The sequence below is a fragment of the Pantoea sp. EABMAA-21 genome (assembly GCF_030053335.1).
Lineage (GTDB): Bacteria > Pseudomonadota > Gammaproteobacteria > Enterobacterales > Enterobacteriaceae > Pantoea > Pantoea communis.
This window is the reverse complement of sequence record NZ_JASGBX010000018.1, coordinates 25071-51705: the sequence shown is the minus strand read 5'-3', so window position 1 is coordinate 51705 and position 26635 is coordinate 25071. Positions and strand designations below refer to the sequence as shown.

General features: G+C 55.8%; 25 protein-coding genes and 1 riboswitch. Of the genes, 8 read left to right on the top strand and 17 right to left on the bottom strand.

Features of this window, described 5'->3' with window-relative positions:
* Positions 1–133: 133 nt before the first annotated feature.
* Positions 134–1159 (bottom strand): transporter, encoded by a 1026-nt coding sequence (locus QMZ65_RS21260; protein ID WP_283216638.1) that lies wholly within the window; start codon positions 1157–1159, stop codon positions 134–136.
* 165 nt (positions 1160–1324) lie between these two features.
* On the opposite strand from QMZ65_RS21260, the gene QMZ65_RS21255 reads away from it, so the two are divergent.
* Together QMZ65_RS21255 and ppk2 are read left to right on the top strand one after the other, a co-directional pair.
* Positions 1325–2941: an inorganic phosphate transporter gene (locus QMZ65_RS21255; protein ID WP_097117367.1), complete on the top strand. Its 1617-nt coding sequence runs from the start codon at positions 1325–1327 to the stop codon at positions 2939–2941.
* A 12-nt stretch (positions 2942–2953) separates the two neighbouring features.
* Positions 2954–3874, top strand: coding sequence for a polyphosphate kinase 2 (gene ppk2, locus QMZ65_RS21250; RefSeq protein WP_045833553.1), 921 nt, complete (start codon positions 2954–2956; stop codon positions 3872–3874).
* Here ppk2 and QMZ65_RS21245 read toward each other — a convergent pair.
* Positions 3871–5076 carry an MFS transporter gene (locus QMZ65_RS21245; RefSeq protein WP_211728118.1) on the bottom strand — a complete coding sequence of 402 codons (1206 nt, stop codon included), beginning with the start codon at positions 5074–5076 and terminating at the stop codon, positions 3871–3873. The two genes, ppk2 and QMZ65_RS21245, sit on opposite strands and share 4 nt — an antisense overlap.
* A gap of 493 nt (positions 5077–5569) precedes the next feature.
* Here QMZ65_RS21245 and QMZ65_RS21240 point away from each other — a divergent pair, with 493 nt between their 5' ends.
* Positions 5570–6748: a glycosyltransferase family 4 protein gene (locus QMZ65_RS21240; protein WP_097117372.1), complete on the top strand. Its 1179-nt coding sequence runs from the start codon at positions 5570–5572 to the stop codon at positions 6746–6748.
* A gap of 7 nt (positions 6749–6755) precedes the next feature.
* Here the strand turns inward: QMZ65_RS21240 and dusC are convergent, their stop codons facing one another.
* From dusC to QMZ65_RS21225, 3 genes are all read right to left on the bottom strand, one after another.
* Entirely contained in the window at positions 6756–7712 is a 957-nt protein-coding gene (gene dusC / locus QMZ65_RS21235; RefSeq protein WP_283216637.1) for a tRNA dihydrouridine(16) synthase DusC, read from the bottom strand.
* Positions 7713–7716: 4 nt separating this feature from the next.
* A complete protein-coding gene (gene rhlE / locus QMZ65_RS21230; protein ID WP_283216636.1) occupies positions 7717–9102 on the bottom strand; it encodes an ATP-dependent RNA helicase RhlE in 1386 nt (461 codons plus the stop codon).
* A 299-nt stretch (positions 9103–9401) separates the two neighbouring features.
* Positions 9402–9794, bottom strand: coding sequence for a YbhQ family protein (locus QMZ65_RS21225; protein ID WP_034821088.1), 393 nt, complete (start codon positions 9792–9794; stop codon positions 9402–9404).
* Positions 9795–9970: 176 nt separating this feature from the next.
* On the opposite strand from QMZ65_RS21225, the gene QMZ65_RS21220 reads away from it, so the two are divergent.
* The 3 genes from QMZ65_RS21220 to QMZ65_RS21210 are packed head-to-tail and all read left to right on the top strand — an operon-like array spanning position 9971 to position 12947.
* Complete coding sequence (locus tag QMZ65_RS21220; RefSeq protein WP_058961602.1) at positions 9971–10732, top strand: endonuclease/exonuclease/phosphatase family protein; 762 nt, start codon at positions 9971–9973, stop codon at positions 10730–10732.
* Positions 10729–11973: a cardiolipin synthase ClsB gene (gene clsB / locus QMZ65_RS21215; protein ID WP_160832569.1), complete on the top strand. Its 1245-nt coding sequence runs from the start codon at positions 10729–10731 to the stop codon at positions 11971–11973. The genes QMZ65_RS21220 and clsB overlap by 4 nt, the downstream gene beginning before the upstream one ends.
* A complete protein-coding gene (locus QMZ65_RS21210; RefSeq protein ID WP_058961604.1) occupies positions 11973–12947 on the top strand; it encodes a lysylphosphatidylglycerol synthase domain-containing protein in 975 nt (324 codons plus the stop codon). Before clsB ends, QMZ65_RS21210 begins: the two co-directional genes overlap by 1 nt.
* 171 nt (positions 12948–13118) lie before the next feature.
* On the opposite strand, the gene QMZ65_RS21205 is transcribed toward QMZ65_RS21210, so the two are convergent.
* From QMZ65_RS21205 to moaA, 7 genes are all read right to left on the bottom strand, one after another.
* A complete protein-coding gene (locus tag QMZ65_RS21205; RefSeq protein WP_034821101.1) occupies positions 13119–13826 on the bottom strand; it encodes a Bax inhibitor-1/YccA family protein in 708 nt (235 codons plus the stop codon).
* A 57-nt stretch (positions 13827–13883) separates the two neighbouring features.
* Complete coding sequence (locus tag QMZ65_RS21200; RefSeq protein WP_283216635.1) at positions 13884–14978, bottom strand: DUF1615 domain-containing protein; 1095 nt, start codon at positions 14976–14978, stop codon at positions 13884–13886.
* Between the two features lie 82 nt (positions 14979–15060).
* Entirely contained in the window at positions 15061–15513 is a 453-nt protein-coding gene (moaE, locus tag QMZ65_RS21195) for a molybdopterin synthase catalytic subunit MoaE (protein ID WP_097117382.1), read from the bottom strand.
* Positions 15514–15515: 2 nt separating this feature from the next.
* A complete protein-coding gene (moaD, locus tag QMZ65_RS21190) occupies positions 15516–15761 on the bottom strand; it encodes a molybdopterin synthase sulfur carrier subunit (RefSeq protein ID WP_097117384.1) in 246 nt (81 codons plus the stop codon).
* Positions 15754–16239 carry a cyclic pyranopterin monophosphate synthase MoaC gene (gene moaC / locus QMZ65_RS21185; RefSeq protein ID WP_097117386.1) on the bottom strand — a complete coding sequence of 162 codons (486 nt, stop codon included), beginning with the start codon at positions 16237–16239 and terminating at the stop codon, positions 15754–15756. Before moaC ends, moaD begins: the two co-directional genes overlap by 8 nt.
* A gap of 2 nt (positions 16240–16241) precedes the next feature.
* Positions 16242–16757 (bottom strand): molybdenum cofactor biosynthesis protein B, encoded by a 516-nt coding sequence (gene moaB / locus QMZ65_RS21180; protein WP_283216634.1) that lies wholly within the window; start codon positions 16755–16757, stop codon positions 16242–16244.
* A gap of 17 nt (positions 16758–16774) precedes the next feature.
* Complete coding sequence (gene moaA, locus QMZ65_RS21175) at positions 16775–17761, bottom strand: GTP 3',8-cyclase MoaA (protein WP_097117587.1); 987 nt, start codon at positions 17759–17761, stop codon at positions 16775–16777.
* Positions 17750–17884, bottom strand: a riboswitch (molybdenum cofactor riboswitch). It overlaps the preceding gene by 12 nt.
* Before the next feature lie 195 nt (positions 17885–18079).
* Between moaA and QMZ65_RS21170 the strand changes: the two genes are divergently transcribed.
* Positions 18080–18979 (top strand): gluconeogenesis factor YvcK family protein, encoded by a 900-nt coding sequence (locus QMZ65_RS21170; RefSeq protein WP_034821119.1) that lies wholly within the window; start codon positions 18080–18082, stop codon positions 18977–18979.
* Positions 18980–19148: 169 nt separating this feature from the next.
* Here the strand turns inward: QMZ65_RS21170 and uvrB are convergent, their stop codons facing one another.
* Positions 19149–21170 (bottom strand): excinuclease ABC subunit UvrB, encoded by a 2022-nt coding sequence (gene uvrB / locus QMZ65_RS21165; protein WP_034821123.1) that lies wholly within the window; start codon positions 21168–21170, stop codon positions 19149–19151.
* Between the two features lie 908 nt (positions 21171–22078).
* On the opposite strand from uvrB, the gene QMZ65_RS21160 reads away from it, so the two are divergent.
* Positions 22079–22795 (top strand): ABC transporter ATP-binding protein, encoded by a 717-nt coding sequence (locus QMZ65_RS21160; protein ID WP_034821129.1) that lies wholly within the window; start codon positions 22079–22081, stop codon positions 22793–22795.
* Between the two features lie 197 nt (positions 22796–22992).
* Here QMZ65_RS21160 and bioD read toward each other — a convergent pair whose 3' ends face one another.
* Genes bioD through bioB form a run of 4 tightly spaced genes read right to left on the bottom strand, consistent with a single transcriptional unit; the run spans position 22993 to position 26585 of the window.
* A complete protein-coding gene (gene bioD, locus QMZ65_RS21155) occupies positions 22993–23667 on the bottom strand; it encodes a dethiobiotin synthase (protein WP_283216633.1) in 675 nt (224 codons plus the stop codon).
* Positions 23664–24419: a malonyl-ACP O-methyltransferase BioC gene (bioC, locus tag QMZ65_RS21150; protein ID WP_283216632.1), complete on the bottom strand. Its 756-nt coding sequence runs from the start codon at positions 24417–24419 to the stop codon at positions 23664–23666. Before bioC ends, bioD begins: the two co-directional genes overlap by 4 nt.
* Positions 24403–25554 (bottom strand): 8-amino-7-oxononanoate synthase, encoded by a 1152-nt coding sequence (gene bioF / locus QMZ65_RS21145; protein WP_283216631.1) that lies wholly within the window; start codon positions 25552–25554, stop codon positions 24403–24405. The genes bioC and bioF overlap by 17 nt, the downstream gene beginning before the upstream one ends.
* Positions 25554–26585 (bottom strand): biotin synthase BioB, encoded by a 1032-nt coding sequence (gene bioB / locus QMZ65_RS21140; RefSeq protein WP_034821141.1) that lies wholly within the window; start codon positions 26583–26585, stop codon positions 25554–25556. The genes bioF and bioB overlap by 1 nt, the downstream gene beginning before the upstream one ends.
* Positions 26586–26635 lie beyond the last annotated feature (50 nt).

Sequence of the window (26635 nt, the reverse complement as noted above, 5' to 3'; positions counted from 1 at the left end):
CGGCTGGTTTTTTTATGGGCGCAAAAACGTATTACCCGACTCGACTGGCCACAAGATTGTGACTTATGTGGTCGTTCTGATCTGTTACCTGTGTGCCCGGTAGTCCCTTGATGCGCGCCTGGATGCCTGGGCATCATTCCCGCCGCCGTCTCAGCGCCAGCCAGCCCGCCACCAGGGTAAACACCAGCACCACAATCACCAACAGTAAGAAACCGTGCGGATTATTTGCCAGCGGAATCCCGCCCACGTTCATACCGAAAAAGCCGGCAATGATGTTAATCGGCAGCGCCAGCACGGTGATCACCGTCAGTAAAAACAGCGTGCGGTTACTCTGCTCCATCAAACTGGCGGCAATCTCTTCCTGCAACAAGCGAATGCGTTCCATCAGTCCCGCCAGGTCATTCAATGCCACGCTGAACTCTTCCGTAAAGATGCGCAATTCACTGAGCGGTTCGCGCTTAAGCCACTTTGGTGGCCGATTTAACAAACGAAATAGCGCGGCGGGTTCCGGTGCCAGCAAACGCTGCACACGCAGTAGCATACGGCGTAAATGGCCCAACTCACTGCGGTTGGTTTTAATCGCTGCACTGAGCAAACGCTCTTCAATGGCATCCACCGCCTGACTGGAGCGACGCACCACTTGCTCCAATTGCGCTTCCTGCTCACCCAGCAACCACAACAGCATCGCATCCGGCTCGGCGAACGGGAGACGATCAATTTGCTGATGCATGCGTTCAATCATTCCCACCGGGCGATAACGCGCGGTGACAATGGTGTGCGCACAGCACCAAATCCACAACGTCGCGTTCTGTGTGCTGCGCTCTTCTTTGCTGAACGTCACATCATTGAGCACCGCCAGCAGCGCATCGTTTTGATGGGCCAGACGTGTGCGCGGTGAAGCAGAATGGATCTCATCGAAAAAATCATCGTCGACACTAAAGTGGTCCTGAACCCAGCGCTCGGCACGGGCATGATTCAGGTTGATGTGTAGCCAAAGAAAATAGGATTCCGGCAAATTTTGCTGCGCGAGCTGCGAAGCTTCACGCGCGTTGAGCCGCTGTGGCGGTGCTTCCGGCGTGAACAGATACCCATGGATGAGTCCGGCCACTTCATTATTGAAGTCCGGCAATGAGGCAAACGGCAAGACAGGCTGGAGCATGGCAGCGTGATGATCCCGAAGCGGTCAGATCCACATACTGCGACAGCCGTGTTACAGCAAGATGACAGAGCGTGATCGCGATCATCATTCTGTCATACAAACCACGTATCACACTGCGGGTAACGGGTGCCATTCGAGCACCGTCAATCCACACCGGGGTGTGTTATGGCTGAAAACAGTTTACCTGCATCTACATCAACATCATCGTCCCACAACGGACGCCCGAATCTTAACCAGGGCAACGGAAAAATCTCACGCATCATCTTTCTGATCCTGCTGTGCGGCGGCCTGCTGTTCACCGCCATCAATCTGTTCAACGACGTGGAAGAGACCGGCGCGCCGGTCACCAGCTATACGCCGTTCCTGCTGCTGGGCGTGGCTTTAGTGATTGCGCTCGGCTTTGAGTTTGTTAACGGCTTCCACGATACCGCTAATGCTGTCGCCACTGTGATTTATACCCATTCGCTGTCTCCGGGTGTGGCCGTGGTGTGGTCGGGCTTCTGCAACTTCCTCGGCGTATTGCTCTCCAGCGGCGTGGTGGCGTTTGGCATTATCTCGCTGCTGCCGGTGGAGCTGATTCTGCAGGCAGGCAGCGGCAACGGCTTTGCCATGGTGTATGCGCTGTTGTTCTCGGCGATCATCTGGAACCTCGGCACCTGGTATTTCGGCCTGCCTGCGTCCTCTTCGCATACGCTGATCGGTTCGATCATCGGCGTGGGCGTGGCGAATGCCCTGCTGCATGGTCGCAGCGGCACCAGCGGTGTGGATTGGGATCAGGCGATCAAAGTGGGTTACGCCCTGCTGCTGTCACCGATTGTCGGCTTTATCTGTGCTGCGCTGCTGTTGCTGGCGATGAAAGCCTTTATACGCAACCGTCAGCTTTATGAAGCACCAAAAGGCAATCAGCCCCCACCGGCGTGGATTCGCGGCCTGCTGATTCTGACCTGTACCGGCGTCTCTTTCGCTCACGGCTCAAACGACGGTCAGAAAGGCATGGGCCTCATCATGCTGATTCTGGTCGGCACCATGCCGATTGCCTACGCCCTGAACCGTTCGCTGCCGCCGGATCAAATCCCGCGCGTGGCCGCGTTAACTCAGGTCACTGAACAACAACTGCTAACGCTGCAACCGGCACCGGCTGCAATGCCCGCACCGCGTGAAGTACTGACCGAGTTTGTGCGCACCAGCCAGAATCGCCCTCAGGTACTCCCTGCCCTTGGCATGATGCTGGGCGATATCGGCGACCAGATCCGTCGTTATGGTGCGGTGGAGAATATCCCGGCGCAGGCGGTGACCAACACCCGTAACGATATGTATCTTGCCTCCGAAACCATCAAACATCTGCAATCGGCCAAAGTCGCGCTGCCGGAAGAGATTGCCAGCAATCTTACTGCGGTGAAGAAGGAGCTGGATGCCGCCACGCGCTTTATCCCGATGTGGGTGAAAGTGGTGGTGGCAATTGCCCTTGGCCTCGGCACCATGGTGGGCTGGCGCCGCATTGTGGTCACCGTCGGTGAGCGCATCGGTAAAACTCATCTGACCTACGCACAAGGTGCCAGTGCTGAACTGGTGGCGATGGCGACCATCGGCGCAGCGGATGTCTTCGGCTTGCCGGTCTCCACTACCCACGTGCTGTCATCAGGCGTGGCCGGTTCGATGGCCGCCAACAAATCTGGTCTGCAGCTCTCAACGATTCGTAACCTCGCGCTGGCGTGGGTACTGACGCTGCCGGTCTCAGTCTTACTTTCAGGGCTGCTTTACGCTCTGTTTATTCATCTGTAACGGGGAAAAGTCATGGCGACACACGACAATAGCTTCCACAGCGAGACCTTTAATGCGCGTCTGCTGCAGGAGTTTTACGACAGCTACGACGAAGAGCTGGAAATGGAGCTGGACGATCTACGCTTCAATGATAATGGTGAGCCACAGCAGGAAGGCGATAAGGCCTTTCGCCGCCGCTACTTCCGTGAGCTGCTGCATCTGCAGGGCGAGCTGGTGAAGTTGCAGGATTGGGTGATGCGTACCGGACATCGCGTGGTGATTTTGTTTGAAGGCCGTGATGCCGCCGGGAAAGGCGGGGTGATCAAGCGTATCACCCAGCGTTTAAACCCGCGCACCTGTCGCGTCGCCGCCCTGCCCGCACCGAACGATCGTGAGAAAACACAGTGGTATTTCCAGCGCTACATCGCTCACTTGCCTGCAGCCGGTGAAATTGTGATGTTTGACCGCAGCTGGTACAACCGCGCAGGCGTTGAGCGCGTGATGGGCTTCTGTAACGAAGCCGAAGTGGAAGAGTTTTACCGCAGCGTGCCGGAATTCGAAAAAATGCTGACCCGCAGCGGCATTCAGATCATCAAATACTGGTTCTCGATTACCGATGAAGAGCAGGAGCTGCGCTTCCTGAGCCGCATCCACGATCCGCTGAAACAGTGGAAATTGAGCCCGATGGACCTCGAAAGTCGTCGCCGCTGGGAAGATTACACCGAAGCGAAAGAAGAGATGCTGGAGCGCACCCATATTCCTGAAGCGCCATGGTGGGTAGTGCAAGGTGTGGATAAGAAACGTGCGCGCCTGAACTGCATCAGCCATCTGCTGCAACAGGTGCCCTACGAAGAGAGCGAGAGCAAAACCATTATGTTACCGACGCGCGAACGTCATGAAGATTATCGCCGCGCGCCAGTGCCAGAAAACATGGTGGTACCAGAGAAATATTAATGAACAGTTTGCACGGCTGCCTGGCGGCCGTGCTGCTGTTGCAGACGCAATGTAATGGCAAATGCGCCTAGCACCATCAGGGCCGCCGCCAGATACACCGACTGCATCCCCCAATGACCAATCAGTAACCCCGCCACCGGCCCCGTCAATCCCAGCCCTAAATCGAGAAACGCCGAATACGTCCCTAACGCCGATCCCTGATCCTGTTGCTGCACGCGTTTAACGGCTTCCACACCCAGCGCCGGGAACACCAGCGAGAAACCACCGCCGGTCAGGAACGCGCCGATATCCACCAGCCAGCTGCTGTCGGCCTGCCAGATTAACAGCAGACCGGCACACTCCAGCACAAACGACACCAGCGACACTTTCAACCCGCCGAAACGGGTGATATAGCGGCCACCGGCCAGTCGCACCAGCACAAAGCCCAGGCTGAACAAGGTCAGGGCAAAGGCGGCGCCGCTCCAGTCGCGGCTGGCAAAATAGAGCGTGATAAACGTCGAGATGACGCCGAAGCCGATGGTGCCGAAGCCCAGTGCCAGCCCGAACAGCCAGACGCGGCTGACCACGCGATGAAAAGGAATACGCACGCCCGCTGTGACGCTGACCGCCGCCTTACGACTCGCCATGCAGAAACCGATCACGCCCATCAACGCCACGAGTCCGGCAAACCCGCTGATGCCGAACATTTGATTGAGCAGCACTCCGAGCGGTGCGCCTATCGCCATCGCAAAGTAGGTGGCAACGCCATTCCAGGAGATCACACGCGCCGTCTGCAGCGGTCCGACAAGGTTCATCCCCCACAGTGTCGAACCCGTGCTGCTAAAGCTTTCTCCCACGCCCAAAAACAGCCTACCCACCGCTAAAAGCGCCAGACTCAGCATGGGTGTTGCGGTAAACAACGCGGCGAGAAGAGAGAGCACGCCGCTCATGCCGCAGCACACCAATCCCATCATCACCACGCGTTTCGGGCCATAGCGATCGGCCAGGCGGCCCGAATGCGGACGACTGAGCAGCGTGGCGAAGTACTGCAGGCTGATGATCAGCCCGGCGATGAACGAGCTGAAACCCAGCTGGTTATGCACAAATCCCGGCAGCACCGCGAGCGGCAGCCCTACTGAGAGATAGCAGAAGAAGGTGAAGACAATAACGGAAATGATGCGTTTATTTAACTGAGCATGACTCAGTACAGCGGCGTCAGACATAAGTGATGGCATTACAAATGAATGTGAAACGCTACTATAGCGCAAACAGTGTTGAGCTTGAACCTGACTTTACGTGGAACGGTGTCATAGCTTAATTCTGAATAATGCTGGTCATGTCAACAATCAAACGTCGCCTCGGTTATTTCGTTTTACATTAATAACAGCTCTTAATTAATCTTCATTTATATATTGGCCTGAAAATTCCGAAAAGAAACCTTTTAGTAAAAAAATTAATCCATAAAATCCTCTAAAAATAGTAACAAAACCCTTTATTAATCAGTTCAGGTCGCGCGTATGCTGAGAAGAACTCCTCCAATCATTCACATTAAGACATAGATCCGCCCTTGCTTGCTTTAGCTTACAGATGGTTAAATCAAACATTAATCATTACTTTTGGTGCGTAACTAATGTAATGGCAATGCTGGCCCAGCGCACCGACTCAAGCAAATTTCAAACCTTTGTTAATTCTGTTTCTTAACGACCAGGAGAAACCATGAAGATTATCACCAGTGGAAGCGGATATCCTGAAAAAAGAAATATTATCACTAACCCTCATAACAAATATATTAATTGCCGAAAAAAGAATATCTATTTCTATTTAAATGCCGTCAAAGCAAAAATCTTACATAAAAATAAACAATTTATTTTTCTCCCGATCCCCGGCTTACTGCCACAGGATGCGGATGTCATTCACCTTTTCAATGAAGTGGCCGACACCAAAAGGAACTGGATCGCCACTTTTGAAACCGAGATCCCACGCGTGCTACCGGTGCCTGGTGTAGCGAAATACGACAATCCAGAATTAAAGTCGCAGCTGCAATTAATAGCGAAAGCGGAATGCCTGGCGTTGATTGCCATCTCGCAAGCGACCCTCGACATCCAATGCAAGCTGCTCGATGCGTTTCCCGCGATCAAAGCCGCCGTCAGACACAAGCTACACGTCCTGCATCCGCCGCAACCGCTGCTGTGCGCTGAACCGCGCCTCGTCTCGCCCGGAGAAATACGTTTCATCTTTATCGGCAATGAGTTCTATCGCAAAGGCGGCGCGGAAGTGGTACTGGCCCTCTCCCAGTTATCTGAAGAGGATGTATTTAACCGCAGCCAGATTCAGGTCACGCTGATCGGTGACATCACGCAGCGGCATAATATCGCGCATCGGCAATTTCAGGATGATGAGGCGTTTTACACACGTATTGAGCACTTAGTCAAAACCTCGCCCCATATTCAGCATTTTACCTCTCTGCCCAACAATCAGGTGTTGACCTTGCTGCAGCATTCTCACGTGGGATTGCTGCCCAGCTGGCAGGATACTTACGGCTTCTCGGTGCTGGAGATGCAAGGCAGTGGCTGTCCAGTGATCACCACCAACATCCGCGCTTTGCCAGAGATCAATCCACCCGGTGCGGGATGGCTTATCCAGCAGCCGGTCAATGACGAATATGAGTATGTGGTGGATTCTGAGGAGAGCAAACTGCAAATACGCCAGCAAATCGTGCAGCAGCTTAAGGCGCATATCATTGATATTTTGCGTAATCCGGGCGTGATCACGCAATACTCTGCGCAATCACTGAAGAGAATTGCTGAGCAGCACGATCCGGGGAAATTCAGCGAGCAACTTGCCCACTTCTATTCAGCCAGCAAGCAGATGCACTACACCACGGCGTTTAAATGAAAAAGGGTTAAACCGGTGCGGTTAACTGAAGGGCGTGGCGTTCAATTGCCGCGGCAATCTCAGCAGATACGCGCAGAGTGCGGATCTCACTGAACAGCCCATCGGCTTCGTTATAGGCTTTACGCAGATAACCGAGCCACTGTTTGATGCGGGCGACGTGATACATGCCGGTATCGCCCTGCTTCTCCAACTGCGTGTACTTCAGCAGCAGTTCGACCACATCCGGCCACGGCATCGGCGCTTCGTTGTATTTCACCACACGGCCGAGGTTCGGGATGTTGAGCGCACCGCGCCCCAGCATCACCGCGTCGCAACCGGTGATGCGCAGACAGTCTTGCGCATCCTGCCAGCTCCAGATCTCACCGTTGGCGATCACCGGAATCGACAGACGCTGGCGAATTTCACCAATCGCCTGCCAGTTGATGCTCTCAGCGCGGTAGCCATCTTCTTTGGTGCGGCCGTGCACCACCAGTTCGCTGGCCCCGGCCTGCTGCACCGCGTCGGCAATTTCAAAGCGGCGCTCTCCCGAATCCCATCCCAGACGCACTTTCACCGTGACGGGAAGATGATCGGGCACGGCTTCGCGCATCGCTTTCGCGCCGCGATAAATCAGCTCAGGATCCTTGAGTAAGGTGGCGCCGCCGCCGCTGCCGTTCACCAGTTTTGATGGACAGCCGCAGTTGAGATCGACGCCCCAGGAGCCGAGTTCTACCGCACGCGCGGCGTTTTCTGCCAGCCACTCAGGATATTGCCCGAGTAGCTGCATACGCACACGCGTACCGGAAGCCGTTCGGCTGCTGTTGTGCAGCTCGGGACACAAACAGTAGAAGGATTTTACTGGCAGCAGCTGATCGACCACGCGTAAAAACTCAGTAACGCACAGATCATAATCATTTACCCCGGAGAGCAGTTCGCGTACCAGCGAATCCAGCACGCCCTCCATCGGCGCCAGTAATACCCTCATCGCGTTAGATGTTCCCGCTCTTTTTTGCTGCCGGACGACGACGACCGCTGTTGGCGGCTGGCGCGTTTTGAGCGGCACTGCTGCCCTGACGACGTGCAGGACGCGCTTCGCCCTGTGGACGTGCACCATTGCCACCCTGTGGACGCTGACCGTTGCCACTGTGCGGACGAGAGACGTTACCGCCCTGCCCACGGCCCTGGCCGCGACCCTGCTGCTGGCGACCGTTCTGGATCGGTTCCGCTTTGATGCTAGGGTCCACTTCGAAACCTTCCAGCTCAATGCGCGGAATTTCACGCTTCAGCAGGCGTTCGATATCACGCAGCAGTTTGTGCTCATCGACACACACCAGTGACAGCGCAGCGCCGGTTGCCGCAGCACGGCCGGTACGACCAATACGGTGGACGTAATCTTCCGCCACGTTTGGCAGCTCGTAGTTCACCACGTGTGGTAATTCTTCGATATCCAGACCACGCGCGGCGATATCCGTTGCCACCAGCACACGAATGCCACCGGATTTGAAGTCAGCTAACGCGCGGGTACGCGCGCCCTGGCTTTTGTTACCGTGGATTGCCGCTGCGGTGATGCCATCTTTGTTCAGCTGTTCAGCCAGATGGTTGGCGCCGTGTTTGGTACGGGTGAACACCAGCACTTGCTGCCAGTTGTCGCGACCAATCATCAGCGACAGCAGTTCCCGCTTACGCTTCTTATCAACGAAGTGTACTTGCTGTGAAACTTGCTCAGAGGCGGTGTTACGACGCGCCACTTCAACCTGCTCTGGGTTGGTCAGCAGTTTTTCCGCCAGGGTTTTGATCTCATCAGAGAAGGTGGCAGAGAACAGCAGGTTCTGACGTTTTGCCGGCAGACGCGCCAGTACACGGCGAATGTCGTGGATGAAGCCCATATCGAGCATGCGATCCGCTTCATCCAGCACCAGAATTTCAACCTGTGACAGATCGACCGCATTTTGATGCGCCAGATCCAGCAGACGGCCTGGCGTCGCCACCAGCACATCCACACCCCCGCGCAGTTTCATCATCTGCGGGTTGATGCTCACGCCACCGAAGACCACCAGTGAGCGGATATTAAGATACTGACTGTATTCACGAACGTTCTCGCCCACCTGCGCCGCCAGTTCACGGGTTGGGGTGAGGATCAACGCACGCACCGGACGACGGCCGCGCGCGTTAGAGGGATTCGCAGTGAGACGCTGCAACAGTGGCAGCGTGAAACCGGCGGTTTTACCGGTACCGGTTTGGGCGCTTGCCAACAGGTCACGACCTGCCAGCACCACGGGAATAGCCTGACGCTGAATCGGCGTCGGTTCCTGGTAGCCTTGTTCCGCTACCGCACGCAAAATATCGGCACTTAAGCCGAGAGAGTCAAATGACATGCAGGTGTATTACTCCGAACCGCCCTGTTCGCCGTCAGCGATGTAGTTTTCAGGGGGTATATGACGCAAGCCTGGTGGGCTCACGTGTGAAAAGGGCACAAACTACCATGCGTAAGGGCGGGAGTTTAGCAGGTTTCCGCTGCCACCGCGACTGACAATAGTCACGGCGCTGTAACATGATGCTGGTAGTCTTCCCGTCGTGGCACGAGTTGCGCCGTTGCTCTCTGTGACCGTTATTGCGCTGCTCATAACAAAAGGAGCCGCATGGGGCTCCTTTCGGTTCGCAACTGAGCTTTCGCTTAGCTGCGCTTTTTCTCCACGCGATGCGCGGGTTCTTTCGCCAGCAAGGATACCAGCGCCGGACCCACCAACATCACCACGCCCAGGCAACCGATCAACAGGTTGTTGTGGATGAAACGGGAGATCAGGAACAGCGTCAGCATCGCTGCGCCGAAGTAGTACGTTGTCGTGACTTCTTCCAGCGCGTCACCCATGCGACGCAAACGGGCACTACGCTGCAGAGCCAGCATGGCGATAAACACCACCGCATAAGCTGCTACCAGGGTACTGCTCACTTCAACCAGCGCCTTGTGCTTCCAGCCCCAAACCAGCGCGGCGATCACCAACAGGTGCATCGCAATATGCAAACAGGTTTGACCGGTAACGATCTGAACACGATTAGACCATTTCATTCTCTTCTCCTGGCAGACCCAACAGGTCGCCCAAGTGTATCTGGCTGCGGCCAGACGGATTTCCTCAATGTAAAGCAAATTTCGGATAACGCCCTAATTTTCTGCGTCCATCACCATCCATTTGTGACAAAGACTACACTTTGTGCTGTTGATGATGAAAAGGAGCGCGTCGAAGTATGCCACAAAACACGCAAGGATTTTCATTTAAAGTCCTGACGATCAATACCCACAAGGGGTTCACCAGCTTTAACCGTCGCTTTATCCTGCCGGAATTGCGTGACGCAGTCCGCGCCACCTCGGCGGATATTGTCTTCCTGCAAGAGGTGATGGGCACCCACGCTATCCATTCACTGCACATTGAGAACTGGCCGGAAAACTCTCATTACGAGTATCTGGCCGATACCATGTGGCATGATTTTGCCTATGGCCGTAACGCAGTTTATCCCGAGGGACATCACGGGAACGCGATATTGTCACGTTTCCCCATTATTGAATATGAAAATCTCGATATTTCTGTGGCGGGAAGCGAAAAGCGCGGCATGTTGCACTGCCAGATTCGCCTGCCGGATCGCCCCGATCCGCTGCATGTCATCTGTGTGCATTTAGGGCTTAAAGCACAGCATCGCCAGGCGCAGATGAAGATGATGAGCGATCGCATCAATGCCCTGCCGCATGATGCGCCGCTGGTGGTGGCGGGAGATTTCAACGACTGGCAAGTGCACGCCAATCGCTTCCTGAAGCGCAGCGCGGGATTGCAGGAAGTGTTTAGCATGAAAAACGGCCGCCCGGCACGTACCTTCCCGGCACGTTTTCCGCTACTGCGACTGGATCGTATTTATATCCGCAACGCCACCGTGAGCCAGCCCTGGGCGCTGCCGGTCAAACCCTGGTCACACCTTTCCGATCACGCCCCCCTGGCCGTGGAGATCTTCCTATGAATTTCAGCTGGCGTGAGGGCAATCAGTTGCGGTTGCTGGAGAACGGCGAGCAGTTCTTCCCCTGCGTTTCAGCAGCCATTCAGCGTGCCGAGCGTTCGCTGCTGCTGGAGACGTTTATTCTGTTTGAAGACGACGTCGGCAACGCGCTGCATAGCGATCTGCTTGCAGCAGCGCAGCGTGGCGTGAAAGTCGAAGTGATGGTGGATGGCTATGGTTCACACGATCTCTCCGACGCCTTTGTGAACACGCTGACGGAAGCCGGGGTGCGTTTTCTCTATTACGATCCGCGCCCGCTGGTGCTGGGCATGCGCACCAACGTGTTCCGTCGTCTGCATCGTAAAATCGTGGTGGTCGATGATGCCCTCGCCTTTGTGGGCGGCATCAACTTCTCTGCAGAGCACAATACCGATTACGGCCCGGAGGCGAAGCAGGATTATGCGGTCGAGGTGACGGGGCCGGTGGTGCTGGATATTGCTCGCTATGTACAGCAGGCCATCGGTAGCAAGCAGACCACACGACGCTGGTGGGGGGGACGTTCACAGCGGCTGGCGGTTAATGCGATGCCCGGTGAGGCGCAGGTGTTGTTTGTTTACCGCGACAATGACGACCATCGCGACGACATTGAGCAGCACTATCTCGATATGCTGCGCAAGGCCAAACAGGACGTCATCATCGCTAATGCCTATTTCTTCCCTGGCTATCGCCTGTTACGTGAAATGCGCAGTGCCGCACAGCGTGGCGTGCGTGTACGGCTGATCGTGCAGGGTGAACCGGATATGCCGATTGTTAAAGTGGGCGCCGAGATGCTCTATAACTATCTGGTGGATGCCGGGGTTGAGGTTTATGAATATTGCCGCCGTCCACTGCACGGCAAAATTGCGGTGCAGGATCAGCACTGGGCCACCGTGGGCTCCAGCAATCTTGATCCGTTGAGCTTATCGCTCAATCTGGAAGCCAATCTCATCGTGCACGATCGCACTTTCAATCAGACGCTGCGTGACAATCTGGAAGCCTTGCTTCAGCACGATTGTGTGCGCGTGCAGGATGACAAATTGCCGCCGCGCACCTGGTGGCATCTCACTAAAAGCGTGATTGTGTTCCATTTCCTGCGTCACTTCCCGGCCATTGCCGGTTGGTTGCCCGCGCATACGCCTTTACTGGCGCAGGTTGATCCCCCCGTGCAACCGGAAATGGAAACCCAGGATCGGGTCGAAACCGGCAACGAAGGAGCGAAACACTGATGAGCAAAAAACATTCTCGCTGGCAATGGACAAAGAAAATCCTCACCTGGCTGTTCTTTATTGCGGTGATCGTACTGCTGGTGATCTACGCGCGCAAAGTGAACTGGCAGGACGTGTATCAGGTGATCGTCGGCTACAACCGCTATGTGGTGCTGGGCGCAGCGGCGCTGGTGGTGGTCAGCTATCTCACCTATGGCGTGTATGACTTAATCGGTCGCGCCTACTGTGGACACAAACTGGCGAAGCGTCAGGTGATGCTGGTGTCGTTTATCTGCTACGCCTTTAACCTGACGCTCAGCACCTGGGTCGGCGGCGTGGCGATGCGCTATCGCCTCTATTCCCGCCTCGGCCTGCCCGGTGGCACCATTACACGCATCTTTTCCATGAGCATCGCCACCAACTGGCTGGGCTATCTCCTGCTGGCGGGCGTGGTGTTTGTCGCCGGCATGGTGCCGATTCCGCCGCGCTGGTTTATTGGCGAAAACACTTTGCGCATTATTGGTGCCGTGCTGTTAGTGCTGGTGGCGATTTATTTGTGGGCCTGCGCCTTTGCGAAAAAACGTCGCTGGACGATAAAGGGGCAACATCTACAGCTGCCGTCGCTGCGCATGGCGCTGATTCAGTTTGCCGTCTCCAGCGCGAACTGGCTGGTGATGGGCACCATTATCTGGCTGCTGCTGGCGCGTCAGGTGGATTATCCGCAGGTACTGGGGGTGTTACTGATCAGCAGTATTGCGGGGGTGATCATTCATATTCCGGCGGGCATCGGGGTGCTTGAAGCGGTATTTCTGGCGCTGCTGGCTGGCGAGCATGTTTCGCACGGCACCATCATTGCCGCCCTGCTGGCCTATCGCGTGCTGTACTTTATTTTGCCGCTGCTGCTGGCGCTGGTGTTGTATCTGATGCTGGAGAGTCGCGCAAAACATCTGCGGCAGAAGAATGAACAGAAGATGGCCAAATCGGACGCGGGATAAGCGGGGAGAAATCACTCACGCGCGGTGGGCGCCATCAATAGCGCACCCGACAAAATTCTGTGCAGATTTACATTGATGCACGTTGCCTGTCATGAATTGCGCCCCCTACAAGCATCCTGTTCGGATGTTGCAGGAGGCGCATTGATACCAGCCAGAAGCGGTGCTGCAGAGTTAACGGCGGTTGCCGAAAATACGCAGCAGCATCAGGAACAGGTTGATGAAGTCGAGATACAGCGTCAATGCACCCATGATTGAGTAGCGACGCAGATTCTCTTTGTCATTAACGTTGATGGTTTCGCCAATCGATTTCAGTTTCTGGGTGTCATAAGCGGTCAGACCGACAAACACCACTACGCCGATATAGGTGATCGCCCACATCAGCGCCGGGCTTTTCAGCCAGAAGTTCACCAGTGACGCCAGCACAATACCAATCAGCGCCATAAACAGCAGGCTGCCAAAGCGGCTGAGATCGCGCTTGGTGGTGTAACCGTAGAAGCTCATGGCACCGAACATGCCCGCCGTCACGAAGAAGGTGCTGGCGATAGAGGAATAGGTGTAAACGAGGAAAATACTCGCCAGCGTCAGGCCCGTTAGCGCTGAATAGAGCATAAACAGCCCGGTGGCTAAGGTACTGCTCAGACGATGCACCATGCCCGACAGCACAAAGACTACCGCCAGCTGCACAATGATCAGCCCGAAGAAGGTGATGCGATTTGCAAACACCAGCTCCATCACCGCCGGCGTGCGCGCTGCAAACCAGGAGACAAACGCGGTCAGCAGCAAGCCGCAGGTCATCCAGCCATAGACCTGCGCCATATATGTCTGCAGCCCGGTTGACGCCTGCTGCACGATTGAATCATTACGTGGATATCGGTCCATGATGCACCTCTTTAAGTTAGACAAACGCTCTAAGTGTGGAGTCTACACCGCATTGCGTCAACGGCGCGTCAAGCACTGCTGATATCGGCCATTTACGCGCTGGGCAAACCAGGCGGTGGTCAGATTGCGGGTGATTTTCGGGCTCTCCAGTTTAATGCCCGGCAGCATCTCGCGCGGCAGGCGTTTACCGGCCATTTTATCAGCCAGAATAAACGTCTGCTTCCAGAGCGTGCTGCTGCTGAAGCTTTCCGTATCGCCCTTCTCCAGGTCGCGACGGATTTCCCGATTGCTCATATCCAGTTGCTTGCTCAACGTGCGCACCGCTAATTCGGTGGAACCCGCTTGCTCGCTGCCGTACATAATCAGATCACCATCCAGCGCCAGTTTAATGCCGCTGGCGCGCGCTACGGCTGCCTGAAAAGCGGCGTTACGGCTGGCGTACCAACCGGCATTGAAATCGGCAAAACGGTACAGCATCTGGCTGTAATCCGCCGGATAGCCGAGCAGATGCATTGTGCCAAAGTAGATGCCGCCGCGACGCGTGAAGACTTCACGGCGAATCGAGCCATCAATTGAATACGGATAACCTTTGGCATGCGCTTCGGCAAATTCAATGCTGACCTGCATCGGGCCGCCGGTGTGAATCGGATTGAGATTGCCAAACAGCTTCTGCCCCATCGGCACCATATCGATGAAATCATCGAAAATTGCGCTCAGCTCTTTCTCACTGCGCACCTTATCCAGTCGCGCGGCGTAGCTTTCCCCGGTGGGCGATTTAATCAGTAAGGCGGTGCGCACTAAGAACGCGGGAACGTGCACTTTGGCGGCGCGGCGGTCAATTTCACCCCAGGCGATTTTGGGTAAACCGGGCACAGGCGCATCGGCACTGAAATTGGACTCCTGATCGGTGACCGCGATCACCGCACAGACGTTACTGGCGCTGGGATCGATCTGCTGGACGCGAAACGCGGTGTAGATGTCGTCCGCCCAGGCGCTTTTTTGGCTGACATCGCTCGGCAGTAACTTTTGAATCTGAGATTTGACGTCGGCAGGTTGCCGCGCGGGGGCCTGCGGTTCTTTTTTGGTACTACATCCGGCCAGTACCAGCGCGGTGAGCAGCGCCGCGCCTTTGAGCATTTTAGTGGTATTCATCTTGTTCCCTGACAGGCCAGCAAAACCCGTACCTTAACGTTTTCAACTCGCTACGGCTATCAGAGCAGGTCGGTTTTACGCGCTACTTCCAGCGTTCGGCGGCTTGATGGTCGCTGTCGCGCGCATCGACCCAACGATCGCCCTGTTCGGTGGCTTCACGCTTCCAGAACGGCGCACGGGTTTTCAGGTAATCCATGATGAACTCGGTAGCAGCAAATGCGCTACTGCGATGGGCGCTGCTGACGCCAACAAACACAATTTCATCACCAGGGAAAAGTTCGCCCACGCGATGGATCACCGTCACCTGCTGCAACGCCCAGCGCTGACGCGCCTCTTCGACTATTTCCGCCAGCGCTTTTTCCGTCATACCCGGATAGTGTTCCAGGGTTAAAGCGGCCACGCTGTCACCGAGATTGTGATTGCGCACTTTGCCGGTAAAGGTGGCCACCGCGCCATCACTGTCATGCGCGGCGAGTTGGCGATACTCCTCGCCGACATCAAAAGGCTCAACGCCAACGCGAATACGAGTGGCCATGCTCATCCTCCGGTGACCGGCGGGAAGAACGCCACTTCATCACCCGCACGCAGCGGATGGCTCATCGGCACCAGCGTCTGATTGACCGCTGCCAGCAATTTGCCGGACTCCAGCGCCAGCGCCCAGCGATCGTTCCTCTCCGCCAGCGCTGCACGCAAGGTTGCTACATCCTGATATTCCGGTTTCAGCTCTAACGCGCTGATGCCGGTCAATTCACGCACCTGGGCAAAAAACAGCACCTTAATCATGTGCCACCGCCTGAAAATCGCCGGATTTGCCGCCGCTTTTGCTGAGCAAACGCAACTGATCGATCACGATATCTTTCTGCACCGCTTTGCACATGTCGTAAATGGTCAGCGCGGCCACCGATGCGGCGGTCAGCGCTTCCATTTCCACGCCGGTTTTTCCGGTCAGACGGCAACGAGAGGTGACGCGCACGCGGTTGTGCTCAGGCTCGGCCACCAGCGTCACTTCCACCTTGCTCAACATCAGCGGATGGCACAGCGGGATCAACTCCCAGGTGCGTTTCGCGGCCTGGATACCGGCGATGCGTGCCGTGGCGAACACATCGCCTTTATGATGGCTGCCGTCGATGATCATCTGCAGCGTTTCCGCGCTCATCAGCACCAGTGCTTCAGCCTGGGCTTCACGCACCGTTTCAGTTTTGCCGGAGACATCCACCATATGGGCTTCACCAGCGGCATTGATATGAGTTAATGATGACATGCTTACAACTTCTTCAAATGAGAGACAAAATTACAGGGACGCGTGCGCGCATCCAACTGTTCTTCAATAATGCGTTCCCAACCGCTACGGCAGGCATTGGTTGATCCCGGCACGGCGAAAATCAGCGTCTGGTTCGCCAGCCCGGCCACCGCGCGTGATTGCAGCGTGGAACTGCTAATCTCTTCGTATGAGATCATCCGGAACAGTTCGCCAAAGCCGTCAATTTCACGGTCGAACAGCGGCAGCAGCGCTTCCGGCGTACTGTTTTTGCTGTTAAATCCGGTGCCGCCATTGACGATCACCACCTGCACATCATCACTGGCAATCCAGCGCGACACGGTGGCGCGAATGCGGTAACGGTTATCAGGCACAATCGCGCGATCCACCACCTGGTGCCCGGCTTCTGTCAGTGCCTCACGCAAGTAGTCGCCCGAGCTATCATTGCTGGCATCACGGCTGTCCGAGACGGTCATCACCGCCACATTCAAGGCGACAAACTCGCCGGTAGGTTTACCCATGGCTGTAACTCCTGTGTTTAGCCGCCAATGAATGAGAGGTTTTGTGTGATGCCGGTGTTGCCCTGATGCAGGAAATGCGTCTGCTTTTTCTGCCCGAGACTGTGGGCGATGCGGGCCTGTAGCTCGCCCTGCTGATCGTCGGATGCCAGTAAATCGCGCAGCGAAACGCCGCCGTCGCCGAACAGGCACAGATGAAGATTGCCCATGGCTGACACGCGCAGACGGTTGCAACTGGCGCAGAAATCTTTTTCGTAGGGCATGATCAAACCGACTTCGCCCTGATAGTCAGGATGGCGGAACACCTGCGCCGGACCGTCACTGCGTCCACGCGGCTGAAGCTGCCAACCCTGCATGATCAGCTGATCGCGAATCACCTCACCCGAGATGTGATGACGACGGAACAGATCACCGCCCTCGCCGGTTTCCATCAGTTCGATAAAGCGCAGCTGAATTGGACGGATGCGGATCCAGTCGAGGAAGGTCGCCAGGCTGTGGCTGTTGAGATCGCGCATCAGCACGCTGTTGACTTTGACCTTCTCGAACCCGGCGTCAAACGCGGCATCAATTCCGGCCATCACTTCCGCGAATTTGTCCTGGCCGGTGATGGCGTGAAACTGGCGCGCATCAAGGCTATCGACACTAACGTTAATGTGAGTGAGCCCGGCATCACGCCACGCGCGCACGTCTCGCGCCATTCGGTAACCGTTGGTGGTCATGGCGATCTGGCGAATGGCGGCGTTTTCACGCACTGCTGCGATGATATCGGTGAAGTCGCGGCGCATAGAGGGTTCGCCGCCGGTGAGACGCACTTTTTCCGTGCCCGCGGCCGCAAAGGCACGCGTCACGCGGCGAATCTCGTCCAGCGAGAGGAAACTTTTGTTGTGATTACCGTTCGGTTTATAACCATCGGGTAAACAGTAGGTACAACGGAAGTTGCAGACATCCGTGACCGACAGGCGCAGATAGTAGAAGCTGCGCGCATAGGCATCTGTAAATTGTGGCACCTGAACACCTTTCCAAATACGGGAGATGCAGTCATTTCTTTCTGCACCCTGGCAGCGATGCTGCGGCCAGGCATCCATATCGTTATGACTTAGGCATGCAAGGCTTGGGAGTCTGTTGTCATTATGGACAACACGGTTAATTCGAATGGTAGCGCGATTTCTCTCTCGCATCCATCAGTGAATTTCGCTATATATATTGATACATAACGTTTTTTTCACCGCATTTTCGCCGCAGGATACGGTAAAATGCGCGACAGATATTGATACACATCACTTCAACTGCATGACAACCTGCAGTTGTCCGTTAAAAGGAACAGCATGAATCGTACCCTGGCAGATTTGGATCGCGTGGTAGCACTGGGCGGCGGGCACGGCCTGGGTCGTGTGATGTCGGCGCTGGCACCGCTGGGCTCACGCCTGACCGGCATCGTGACCACCACCGATAACGGCGGATCCACCGGACGCATTCGTCGTTCGGAAGGCGGTATTGCCTGGGGAGATATGCGTAATTGCCTGAACCAGTTGATCATGGAACCGAGCGTAGCCTCGGCAATGTTTGAATACCGTTTTGCCGGTAACGGCGAACTGGCCGGTCACAACCTCGGTAATCTGATGCTCAAAGCGCTCGATCACCTTAGCGTGCGGCCGCTGGAAGCCATCAACATCATTCGCAATCTGCTCAAAGTCGATGCCTTCTTGATTCCGATGTCGGAGCAACCGGTAGACCTGGTGGCGCAGGATTGCGAAGGCAATATGGTGTATGGCGAAACGGCAATTGATGAAATGAAGCTACCGCCGCAAGAGTTGATGCTGCATCCCAATGTCACTCCCACTAAAGAAGCACTGGATGCGATTGCGGAAGCGGATTTGATCCTGATTGGCCCAGGCAGTTTTTACACCAGCCTGATGCCAATTCTGCTGATGGAGGAGATGGCACGCGCGCTGCGCCGTACGCCCGCCACCATGGTGTTTATTGGCAATCTTGGACGTGAGTTAAGCCCGGCCGCCAGCCTGACGGTGGCGGATAAACTGGCGATGATGGAAAAAGCCATCGGCAGGCGAGTGATAGATGCCGTGGTGGTCAGCCCGTCAGCGGACGTCAGCGGCGTGGAAGATCGCCTGATTGTACGCGAACCGCTGGAGGCCGCCGATATCAAGTATCGTCACGATCGCCAGCTGCTGCGAATTGCGCTAGAACACGCGATTCAGGCAGTTTAACCTCGCGCAGGCAGTACGCATAAATGCGCACCCTACGAGGGCGAATTTTAAGGATCTTACGTAGGGTCGCAATTCAGGTACGACCTGGCACATGGGTAGCAGATCAGACCGGGCACATAGTTAACACGTATGTGCTCAGTCGATCCGAATGATACGTCTTTCTGCACCGTCAGGAGGCGGCGATAAACAACTCGCGCAGCTGGTGCAACTGGTCGCGCACACTGGCGGCCTCTTCGAACTCCAGATTCTGCGCGTGCTGCTGCATCTGCACTTCCAGCTCGTGAATTTTCTTCTGCATGGCTTGTGGCGTCAGCGCCAGATAATTGGCCTCTTCTTCTGCCGCCACACGTGAGGCGGTTTTGCCCTTACCGCGCGTTTTCACCACGTTTTTGCCCAGCTCAAGAATATCGGTGATTTTCTTGTTGAGGCCCTGCGGCACAATGCCATTCTCTTCGTTGTAACGCTGCTGCTTCTCTCGACGACGTTCGGTTTCGCCCATCGCGCGTTCCATCGAAGGGGTGATCTTATCAGCGTACAGAATCGCCTTACCGTTGATGTTACGCGCCGCACGGCCAATAGTCTGAATCAGTGAGCGTTCGGAACGCAGGAAGCCCTCTTTATCCGCATCGAGGATCGCCACCAGCGACACTTCCGGCATGTCGAGACCTTCGCGCAGTAAGTTGATGCCCACCAGCACATCGAACTCACCGAGACGCAAATCACGAATGATCTCCATACGTTCAACCGTATCGATATCGGAGTGCAGATAGCGCACCTTCTCGCCGTGCTCCACCAGATATTCGGTAAGATCTTCCGCCATGCGTTTGGTCAGCGTAGTGACCAGCACACGTTCATTGATCGCCACGCGTTTGCGAATTTCTGATAGTAAGTCATCCACCTGAGTGGCGACCGGACGCACTTCCAGAATCGGATCCAGTAGCCCGGTGGGACGTACCACCTGATCAATCACTTCGTCACCGGATTTTTCCAGCTCATAGTTACCTGGCGTGGCCGAAACATAGATGGTTTGCGGTGCCAGCGCTTCAAACTCTTCAAAACGCATCGGACGGTTATCCAGCGCCGAAGGCAAGCGGAAGCCATATTCTACCAGCGTCTCTTTACGTGCGCGGTCGCCGCGATACATGCCGCCAATCTGGGGGATGGTAACGTGCGATTCGTCCACCACCAGCAATCCATCGGCGGGCAGGTAGTCAAATAAGGTCGGCGGTGGCTCGCCCGGACCGCGACCCGAGAGATAGCGCGAGTAGTTTTCAATGCCAGAGCAGTAGCCGAGTTCGTTCATCATTTCGAGATCGAACTGGGTACGCTGGCTGATGCGCTGCTCTTCCAGCAGTTTATTGTTCTCCAGCAGCACCTTGCGACGATCCACCAGCTCGACTTTGATCTCTTCCATCGCCTGCAGAATTCGTTCGCGTGGCGTCACGTAGTGCGTTTTCGGATAGATAGTGAAACGCGGGATCACGGACTCAATCTGCCCGGTCAACGGATCGAACAGCGACAGACGCTCAACTTCTTCGTCAAACAGTTCGACACGCAAGCCGATGTCGTCGGATTCAGCCGGAAAGATGTCGATCACTTCGCCACGCACGCGGAAGGTGCCACGCTGGAACACCTGATCGTTGCGGGTATACTGCAGTTCCGCCAGACGGCGCAGAATGCTGCGCTGGTCGATAATCATGCCGCGCGTAAGGTGCAGCATCATTTTCAGATAGAGATCGGGATCGCCCAGGCCGTAAATCGCCGAGACCGAGGCCACCACAATCACATCACGGCGCTCCAGCATCGCTTTGGTGGCTGAGAGACGCATCTGTTCAATGTGCTCGTTCACCGCCGCATCCTTCTCAATGAAGGTGTCAGAACTCGGCACATAGGCTTCAGGCTGGTAGTAATCGTAATAAGAGACAAAAAACTCCACGGCGTTATCCGGGAAGAACTCTTTCATTTCACCGTATAACTGCGCCGCCAGCGTTTTGTTTGGTGCCATCACCATCGTCGGGCGATTGAGATCGGCAATCACGTTGGCGATGGTAAAGGTTTTACCCGATCCGGTTACCCCCAGTAGGGTTTGATGTGCGAGACCATCCTCCAGCCCCTCTTCAAGACGACGAATGGCCTCGGGCTGGTCGCCTGAAGGTTTGAAATCAGAGTTGAGTTTGAAGGCTTTACTCATGGTTTTGCGGTTCCTGCAGAAGATGTCAGCGAGCAGGCTGATAATTCTACTCTGCTATGACGAATTTGCCAGAAAAAAATACTGGATATATTTACAGATATCTTGCACGATAACGGGGAAAGCAGCTGTCTCGCTTCAGTGCAATTTAAGCGGCAAAAGGCAAAAGCTTGTTGCGCAAGGTTATCCCCAGAGCCGTGACGCTTTTAACATTTGTCAAGAGAGCGTCATTAAATTGCAGTCCGATGACAAGGCAGAAAAATCTCAGGCTTGCTTTTAATTAACCTGCTGATTTTATTGGTAATGAGTTCAAAGTCCAGTTTCGCAGCATAATGTATGCAGGCCGCGTATTTCCTCGCTTTCACGCGGTTTTCAGTCGCTAATGCACAAGGTTATCCACAGGAATAGTGGATAACTGAATCCAGCCCCGAGCCCATCAGCTGTGTATAATTTTCCCCGCTCTTATCCTGGCGTGCGAAATATTTTTTTTTTCGTTTTTTTTCCGCCTGCCTTAAACCGCTTTAACTATCCTTTTGGCAAGTCAAGCACCATTGTTCTCGTAAATACCGTGCCTTAAGACCACTTATATCTTCAGTGATTGCCTTATCAATGAACAGATGCACCAGAAACGTTAAGCATTCAGCACCGTCAAAGTGCAGTCAGGTTATTACTCAGCGGGATTATTAAGTATTTCTCACCTTTTAAGCCCGCTTTCGCTGGATTCTGACTCAGAATATCCCGTTCCATTAACCTGGCCTGGTAATTGCAGTAGTTTAACGATGGAGTAACGAGTCCATACGGCTTGCCTTGCAGGCCATCAACAGCAGTGTCCACCTTAATCGTGCACGACTGTATGCCAGACGACACAGAGCGGAAGCATTCAGGCAAATAATCTGGAAGGAGTATGTCAGATGCTGAGTTTACGTTCGGTGAATCAGTTTTACGGTCACAACCATATCCTGTGGGATGTGGATCTCGATCTGCCGCCCGGCACCTGTACGGGTGTGCTGGGCAGTCCAGGCATGGGCAAAACCACGCTGGTGAACTGCATTATGGGTCGCTTGCCCATTAACAGTGGCTCAATGATCTGGCAGGAAGATGGCTCGCCACCCGAGAATTTGTTGCTGCAGCCCGCCGAACAGCGTGCGCGCATGGGAATTGGCTATGTGCCGCAAGGTCGCCATATCTTTTCGCAGATGAGCGTGGAAGATAATTTAATGATCGCGCTGATGGCCGCTCAGGACGATCGCAGCCGTGCCATTCCTGAAATGGTGTTTGACCTGTTCCCGGCACTCTATTCCTTGCGTCATCAGCGCAGTGGCGAATTGCCGATGGATCAACAGCAGCAGCTGGCACTGGCGCGAGCATTGGTGCTGCAACCTAAACTGCTGATTCTGGATGAGCCGACCGAAGGAATGTCGCCGTGGCTGGAAGAGGAGATGGGCAACCTGATACGCCGTCTTAATCGCGATTACGGCCTGACCATTTTACTGCTGGAGCAGCATGTCTCCTTCATCCGCCGCGTGGCAGACTATTTCCTGCTGCTTCACCGTGGTCGCAATGTGGCGCAGGGTAAAGTCGCTTTGCTGGATGATGTGACGGTGAATAAGTGGCTGACAGCGACATGATGATGTGGTCGCCATCGATGAACTGCAGCCAAAATGTTGCATCACATTCTGACATTGAAGGTGCTGGTCTATGGCGGCCCTACGGACGAAATGATGTCAGGTGCGCACTGTTGCGTACCTGACATCGAATCGCCATCCATAACGATCCTACGGGCGATATGAAGTAGAGTGCGCATGAATGCGCATCTGAAACAGGCTCATGACTGCGGCAACGTTAAATACTGACCGCACTCGGCCTGTTGTGCTTCGCTGTCCAGATAGGGAATTTCACCGAGGAACGGTGCATCAATACGTTGACGCAGCGTGGCCATGTACTCGGCATGTCGTTTACCTGGCGGCTGAATATCATTGGCAATCCAACCGGCTAACCGCAACCCTCGCGCCTTCACCGCTTCCGCTGTCAGCATCGCGTGGTTAATACAACCTAGCTTCACCCCCACCACCAGAATCACCGGCAGTTGTTGCGCTTCGACCCAGTCAGCATAGGTCTGCGTCTCGGATAATGGCGTAAACCAGCCGCCCGCACCTTCAACCAATACCCATTCGGCCTGCTGCTCCAGCGCACGCAATCCGGCTGACAGCGCAGAAAACTCAATCGGCCTGCCCTCTTCCGCGCTGACAATATGCGGTGACGTCGGCTCGACAAATGCCAGTGGATTCACCTGCTCATAGCTGAGCGCCAGGCTGCTGTAGCGCTGCAACGCCAGCGCATCACTGTTACGCACGCCCTCTGGGGTGATCTCGCAGCCCGAGGCCACGGGCTTGTATCCTGCGGTGCGTAAACCTGCTGCGCTTGCCGCCTGCAACAGTGCGCCACTGGCGACCGTTTTGCCCACTTCGGTATCCGTTCCGGTAATAAACCAGCGTGTCATTTGCTCAAAACTCCGTACATCAAGTGATAACTAAGACGATAACCCTGCGTATCCTGCGGCCAGTGCTGCTCCAGTTGCGTGAGCTGCGAGCGTGTGAGCGGCTGTGCGCCACGGCCGTCGTGCAGATGCGTAGCACCAATGCCTTTCAAAGAACGCATGGCACTCAGCGCGCTGGGGAAATGCAACGTGATAGTCTGCGGCTGGCACTGCGCCGGTAAGCCTGTGAGAGCGGCAGAGAACTGCGCTGCGCTGAGAAAACGATTGGCGTGCTGACGGCCATCTAACCGAGCCCAGGCTTCATGCACTTCATGCAGGGAGCCATCGAGCAAGGTTGAGAACAGCACGCTGCCACCCGGCCGTGTGACGCGCAAAAACTGCTGCAACGCCAGGCGCAGATCGCTGCTCCACTGCACCGCCAGATTGCTCCACACGCCATCGACGCACGCATCCGGCAGCGGCAGATGATCGATATCGCCTTGCAGATAGTGCTGCGCCGAGCGCTGCTCACGCGCGGCGTCCAGCATCGCACTGGAGAGATCCAGCGCCGTCAGTTCGCGCCCACGATCGCGCCAGTAGCGGCTGTACCAACCGGTGCCACAGCCCGCATCCAGCAGATGCGGCCCGAAGCCCGCGGGTGCCAGCGCCAGTAGCGCATCGCCGCTCTGCCGTTGCAGCTCGGCATGCTGCTCGTAATGCTGTGCGGCACGGCCAAACGCTTTGGCGACCGCCTGCTTGTTAACCTGCAGCGTCATACAGCGCCTCCAGCAGACGATCAATATCGTCGTTATGATGGGCAGCAGTGAGCGTAATGCGCAGCCGCGCCGTGCCCGGCGGCACCGTTGGCGGCCGAATGGCGCTAACCCAGCATCCCGCTTGTGCCAGTCGTTGTGACAACGCCAGCGCCGCGCTGTTTTCCCCGACGATCAACGGCTGAATAGCACTGGCTGATGGCATCAGTTGCCAGGGCAAATCAGCGGCACCCGCCCGGAATCGCGCGATATGGCTATTCAGCCGCTCGCGCAGTTCATCGCCCTGCTGAATTTGCTGCAATGCCGCCAGCAGCGCACAACACTGTGCCGGTGGCATCGCGGTGGAGTAGATCAGATGGCGTGAAAACTGCTCGACGTAATCCGCCGTAGCATCGTCACACAGCAGCGCAGCACCGCTGACGCCGAAGCCCTTACCAAAGGTGACAATCAGCAATTCCGGTTTCACGCCCTGCTGCCAGCAACTGCCGCGCCCCTGCTCACCGTGCACGCCGATACCGTGCGCATCATCCACCAGCAGCCAGCCGTTAGCACGGCGCGTCTCTTCAGCAAGAGCGGCGAGCGGTGCGCTGTCACCATCCATGCTGAATACGCCTTCCGTCACCACCAGCGTACCGCCTTCCGACGGGCTAGCCAGCAGTTTTGCCAGACTCTCCGGCTGGTTGTGCGCAAAGCGGCGTAATGTCGCGGGACTGTGGCTGGCAGCATCCAGTAATGAAGCATGCGCCAGCTTATCAGCAAGAATGCGATCCTGCTTTTCCGCCAGCAGGTGGATCACCGCCTGGTTGGCGGCAAAGCCAGAGATAAACAGCAGCGCACGCTTGTAACCCAGCCAGTCAGCCAGTTGCTCTTCTAACTGTGCATGATGACGGCTATAGCCCGTCACATGACCCGATGCGCCCGCTCCCGCACCCGCCTCTGCCGCGCCCTGTTGCCAGGCCGCAATCACCGCTGGATGCTGGCTCAGCCCGAGATAATCATTGCTGGAGAAGTGACGGTATGAACGCCCCTCCAGCGTTATCTCACGCACGCTGTTGTGTTCAACCCGGCGTCGCAGACGCCAGCCATCGGCATCACGTCGCGCCGCCAGCGCCTGTTCGATGCGAGATGACCAGCCCATCACACCGCCGCGTTGTAGAACTGCTCGGTATCAGCGTGCACCAGCTGCTCACTGAGCTGATACTGCTGTTCGTTATCACCGGCGGTAGTGGCGGTATGTTCTGGATTCAGGCCCAGCTTGCGGAACAGAATCAGATCTTTGTCCTCTTCCGGGTTTGGCGTGGTCAGCAGCTTGCAGCCGTAGAAAATCGAGTTAGCACCGGCCATAAAGCACATCGCCTGTGTCTGTTCGCTCATCTGCTCACGACCCGCGGACAGGCGGACGTGTGACGATGGCATCATGATACGCGCCACGGCGATAGTGCGGATAAAGTCGAACGGCTCAACGTCATCGTTATCGGCCAGTGGCGTGCCTTTGACTTTCACCAGCATGTTGATTGGCACGCTTTCTGGCGGTGTCGGCAGGTTCGCCAGCTGCACCAGCAAGCCAGCACGATCTTTCACGGTTTCACCCAGGCCGACGATGCCGCCAGAACAGACTTTGATGCCTGCGCCGCGCACTTTATCCAGCGTATCCAGGCGTTCCTGATAGCTGCGCGTGGTGATGATGCTGCCGTAGAATTCCGGCGAGGTATCGAGGTTGTGGTTGTAGAAATCCAGCCCGGCGCTGGCCAAACGCTCCGCCTGGGTGTTATCCAGCGTGCCCAGCGTCATGCAGGTTTCCATGCCCATGGCTTTAACGCCCTGCACCATCTGCTCCAGATACGGCATGTCGCGTTCGTGCGGGTTTTTCCACGCAGCGCCCATGCAGAAGCGGCTCGATCCTGCCGCTTTGGCTTTACGCGCCGACTCCAGCACCGCTTCCACTTCCATCAGCCGCTCGGACTCCAGCCCGGTTTTGTAGCGCGCACTCTGCGGGCAGTATTTACAATCTTCCGGGCAGGCACCGGTTTTGATCGACAGCAGCGTACTGACCTGCACCTGACGCGGGTCAAAATGCTGACGGTGAACTTGCTGCGCTTCGAACATCAGCTCAAGGAAAGGTTTATCGAACAGAGCCTGGGCTTGTGTCAGTGTCCAGCGGTTTGCCATTGCTTACTCCAAAAAAAAGGGGTTCATCCCGACGATTAACGTGGTTATAC

Coding starts and splice junctions, on each gene's coding strand:
- uvrB (WP_034821123.1), bottom strand. CDS start 21,170: ATGAGTAAAGCCTTCAAACTCAACTCTGATTTCAAACCTTCAGGCGAC.
- dusC (WP_283216637.1), bottom strand. CDS start 7,712: ATGAGGGTATTACTGGCGCCGATGGAGGGCGTGCTGGATTCGCTGGTA.
- moaB (WP_283216634.1), bottom strand. CDS start 16,757: ATGGGTAAACCTACCGGCGAGTTTGTCGCCTTGAATGTGGCGGTGATG.
- QMZ65_RS21245 (WP_211728118.1), bottom strand. CDS start 5,076: ATGTCTGACGCCGCTGTACTGAGTCATGCTCAGTTAAATAAACGCATC.
- QMZ65_RS21170 (WP_034821119.1), top strand. CDS start 18,080: ATGAATCGTACCCTGGCAGATTTGGATCGCGTGGTAGCACTGGGCGGC.
- QMZ65_RS21210 (WP_058961604.1), top strand. CDS start 11,973: ATGAGCAAAAAACATTCTCGCTGGCAATGGACAAAGAAAATCCTCACC.
- QMZ65_RS21225 (WP_034821088.1), bottom strand. CDS start 9,794: ATGAAATGGTCTAATCGTGTTCAGATCGTTACCGGTCAAACCTGTTTG.
- QMZ65_RS21240 (WP_097117372.1), top strand. CDS start 5,570: ATGAAGATTATCACCAGTGGAAGCGGATATCCTGAAAAAAGAAATATT.
- bioD (WP_283216633.1), bottom strand. CDS start 23,667: ATGACACGCTGGTTTATTACCGGAACGGATACCGAAGTGGGCAAAACG.
- moaD (WP_097117384.1), bottom strand. CDS start 15,761: ATGATTAAGGTGCTGTTTTTTGCCCAGGTGCGTGAATTGACCGGCATC.
- bioF (WP_283216631.1), bottom strand. CDS start 25,554: ATGGGCTGGTCATCTCGCATCGAACAGGCGCTGGCGGCGCGACGTGAT.
- QMZ65_RS21200 (WP_283216635.1), bottom strand. CDS start 14,978: ATGAATACCACTAAAATGCTCAAAGGCGCGGCGCTGCTCACCGCGCTG.
- bioC (WP_283216632.1), bottom strand. CDS start 24,419: ATGACGCTGCAGGTTAACAAGCAGGCGGTCGCCAAAGCGTTTGGCCGT.
- clsB (WP_160832569.1), top strand. CDS start 10,729: ATGAATTTCAGCTGGCGTGAGGGCAATCAGTTGCGGTTGCTGGAGAAC.
- moaC (WP_097117386.1), bottom strand. CDS start 16,239: ATGTCATCATTAACTCATATCAATGCCGCTGGTGAAGCCCATATGGTG.
- ppk2 (WP_045833553.1), top strand. CDS start 2,954: ATGGCGACACACGACAATAGCTTCCACAGCGAGACCTTTAATGCGCGT.
- QMZ65_RS21255 (WP_097117367.1), top strand. CDS start 1,325: ATGGCTGAAAACAGTTTACCTGCATCTACATCAACATCATCGTCCCAC.
- QMZ65_RS21205 (WP_034821101.1), bottom strand. CDS start 13,826: ATGGACCGATATCCACGTAATGATTCAATCGTGCAGCAGGCGTCAACC.
- QMZ65_RS21160 (WP_034821129.1), top strand. CDS start 22,079: ATGCTGAGTTTACGTTCGGTGAATCAGTTTTACGGTCACAACCATATC.
- rhlE (WP_283216636.1), bottom strand. CDS start 9,102: ATGTCATTTGACTCTCTCGGCTTAAGTGCCGATATTTTGCGTGCGGTA.
- moaE (WP_097117382.1), bottom strand. CDS start 15,513: ATGGCCACTCGTATTCGCGTTGGCGTTGAGCCTTTTGATGTCGGCGAG.
- QMZ65_RS21260 (WP_283216638.1), bottom strand. CDS start 1,159: ATGCTCCAGCCTGTCTTGCCGTTTGCCTCATTGCCGGACTTCAATAAT.
- QMZ65_RS21220 (WP_058961602.1), top strand. CDS start 9,971: ATGCCACAAAACACGCAAGGATTTTCATTTAAAGTCCTGACGATCAAT.
- bioB (WP_034821141.1), bottom strand. CDS start 26,585: ATGGCAAACCGCTGGACACTGACACAAGCCCAGGCTCTGTTCGATAAA.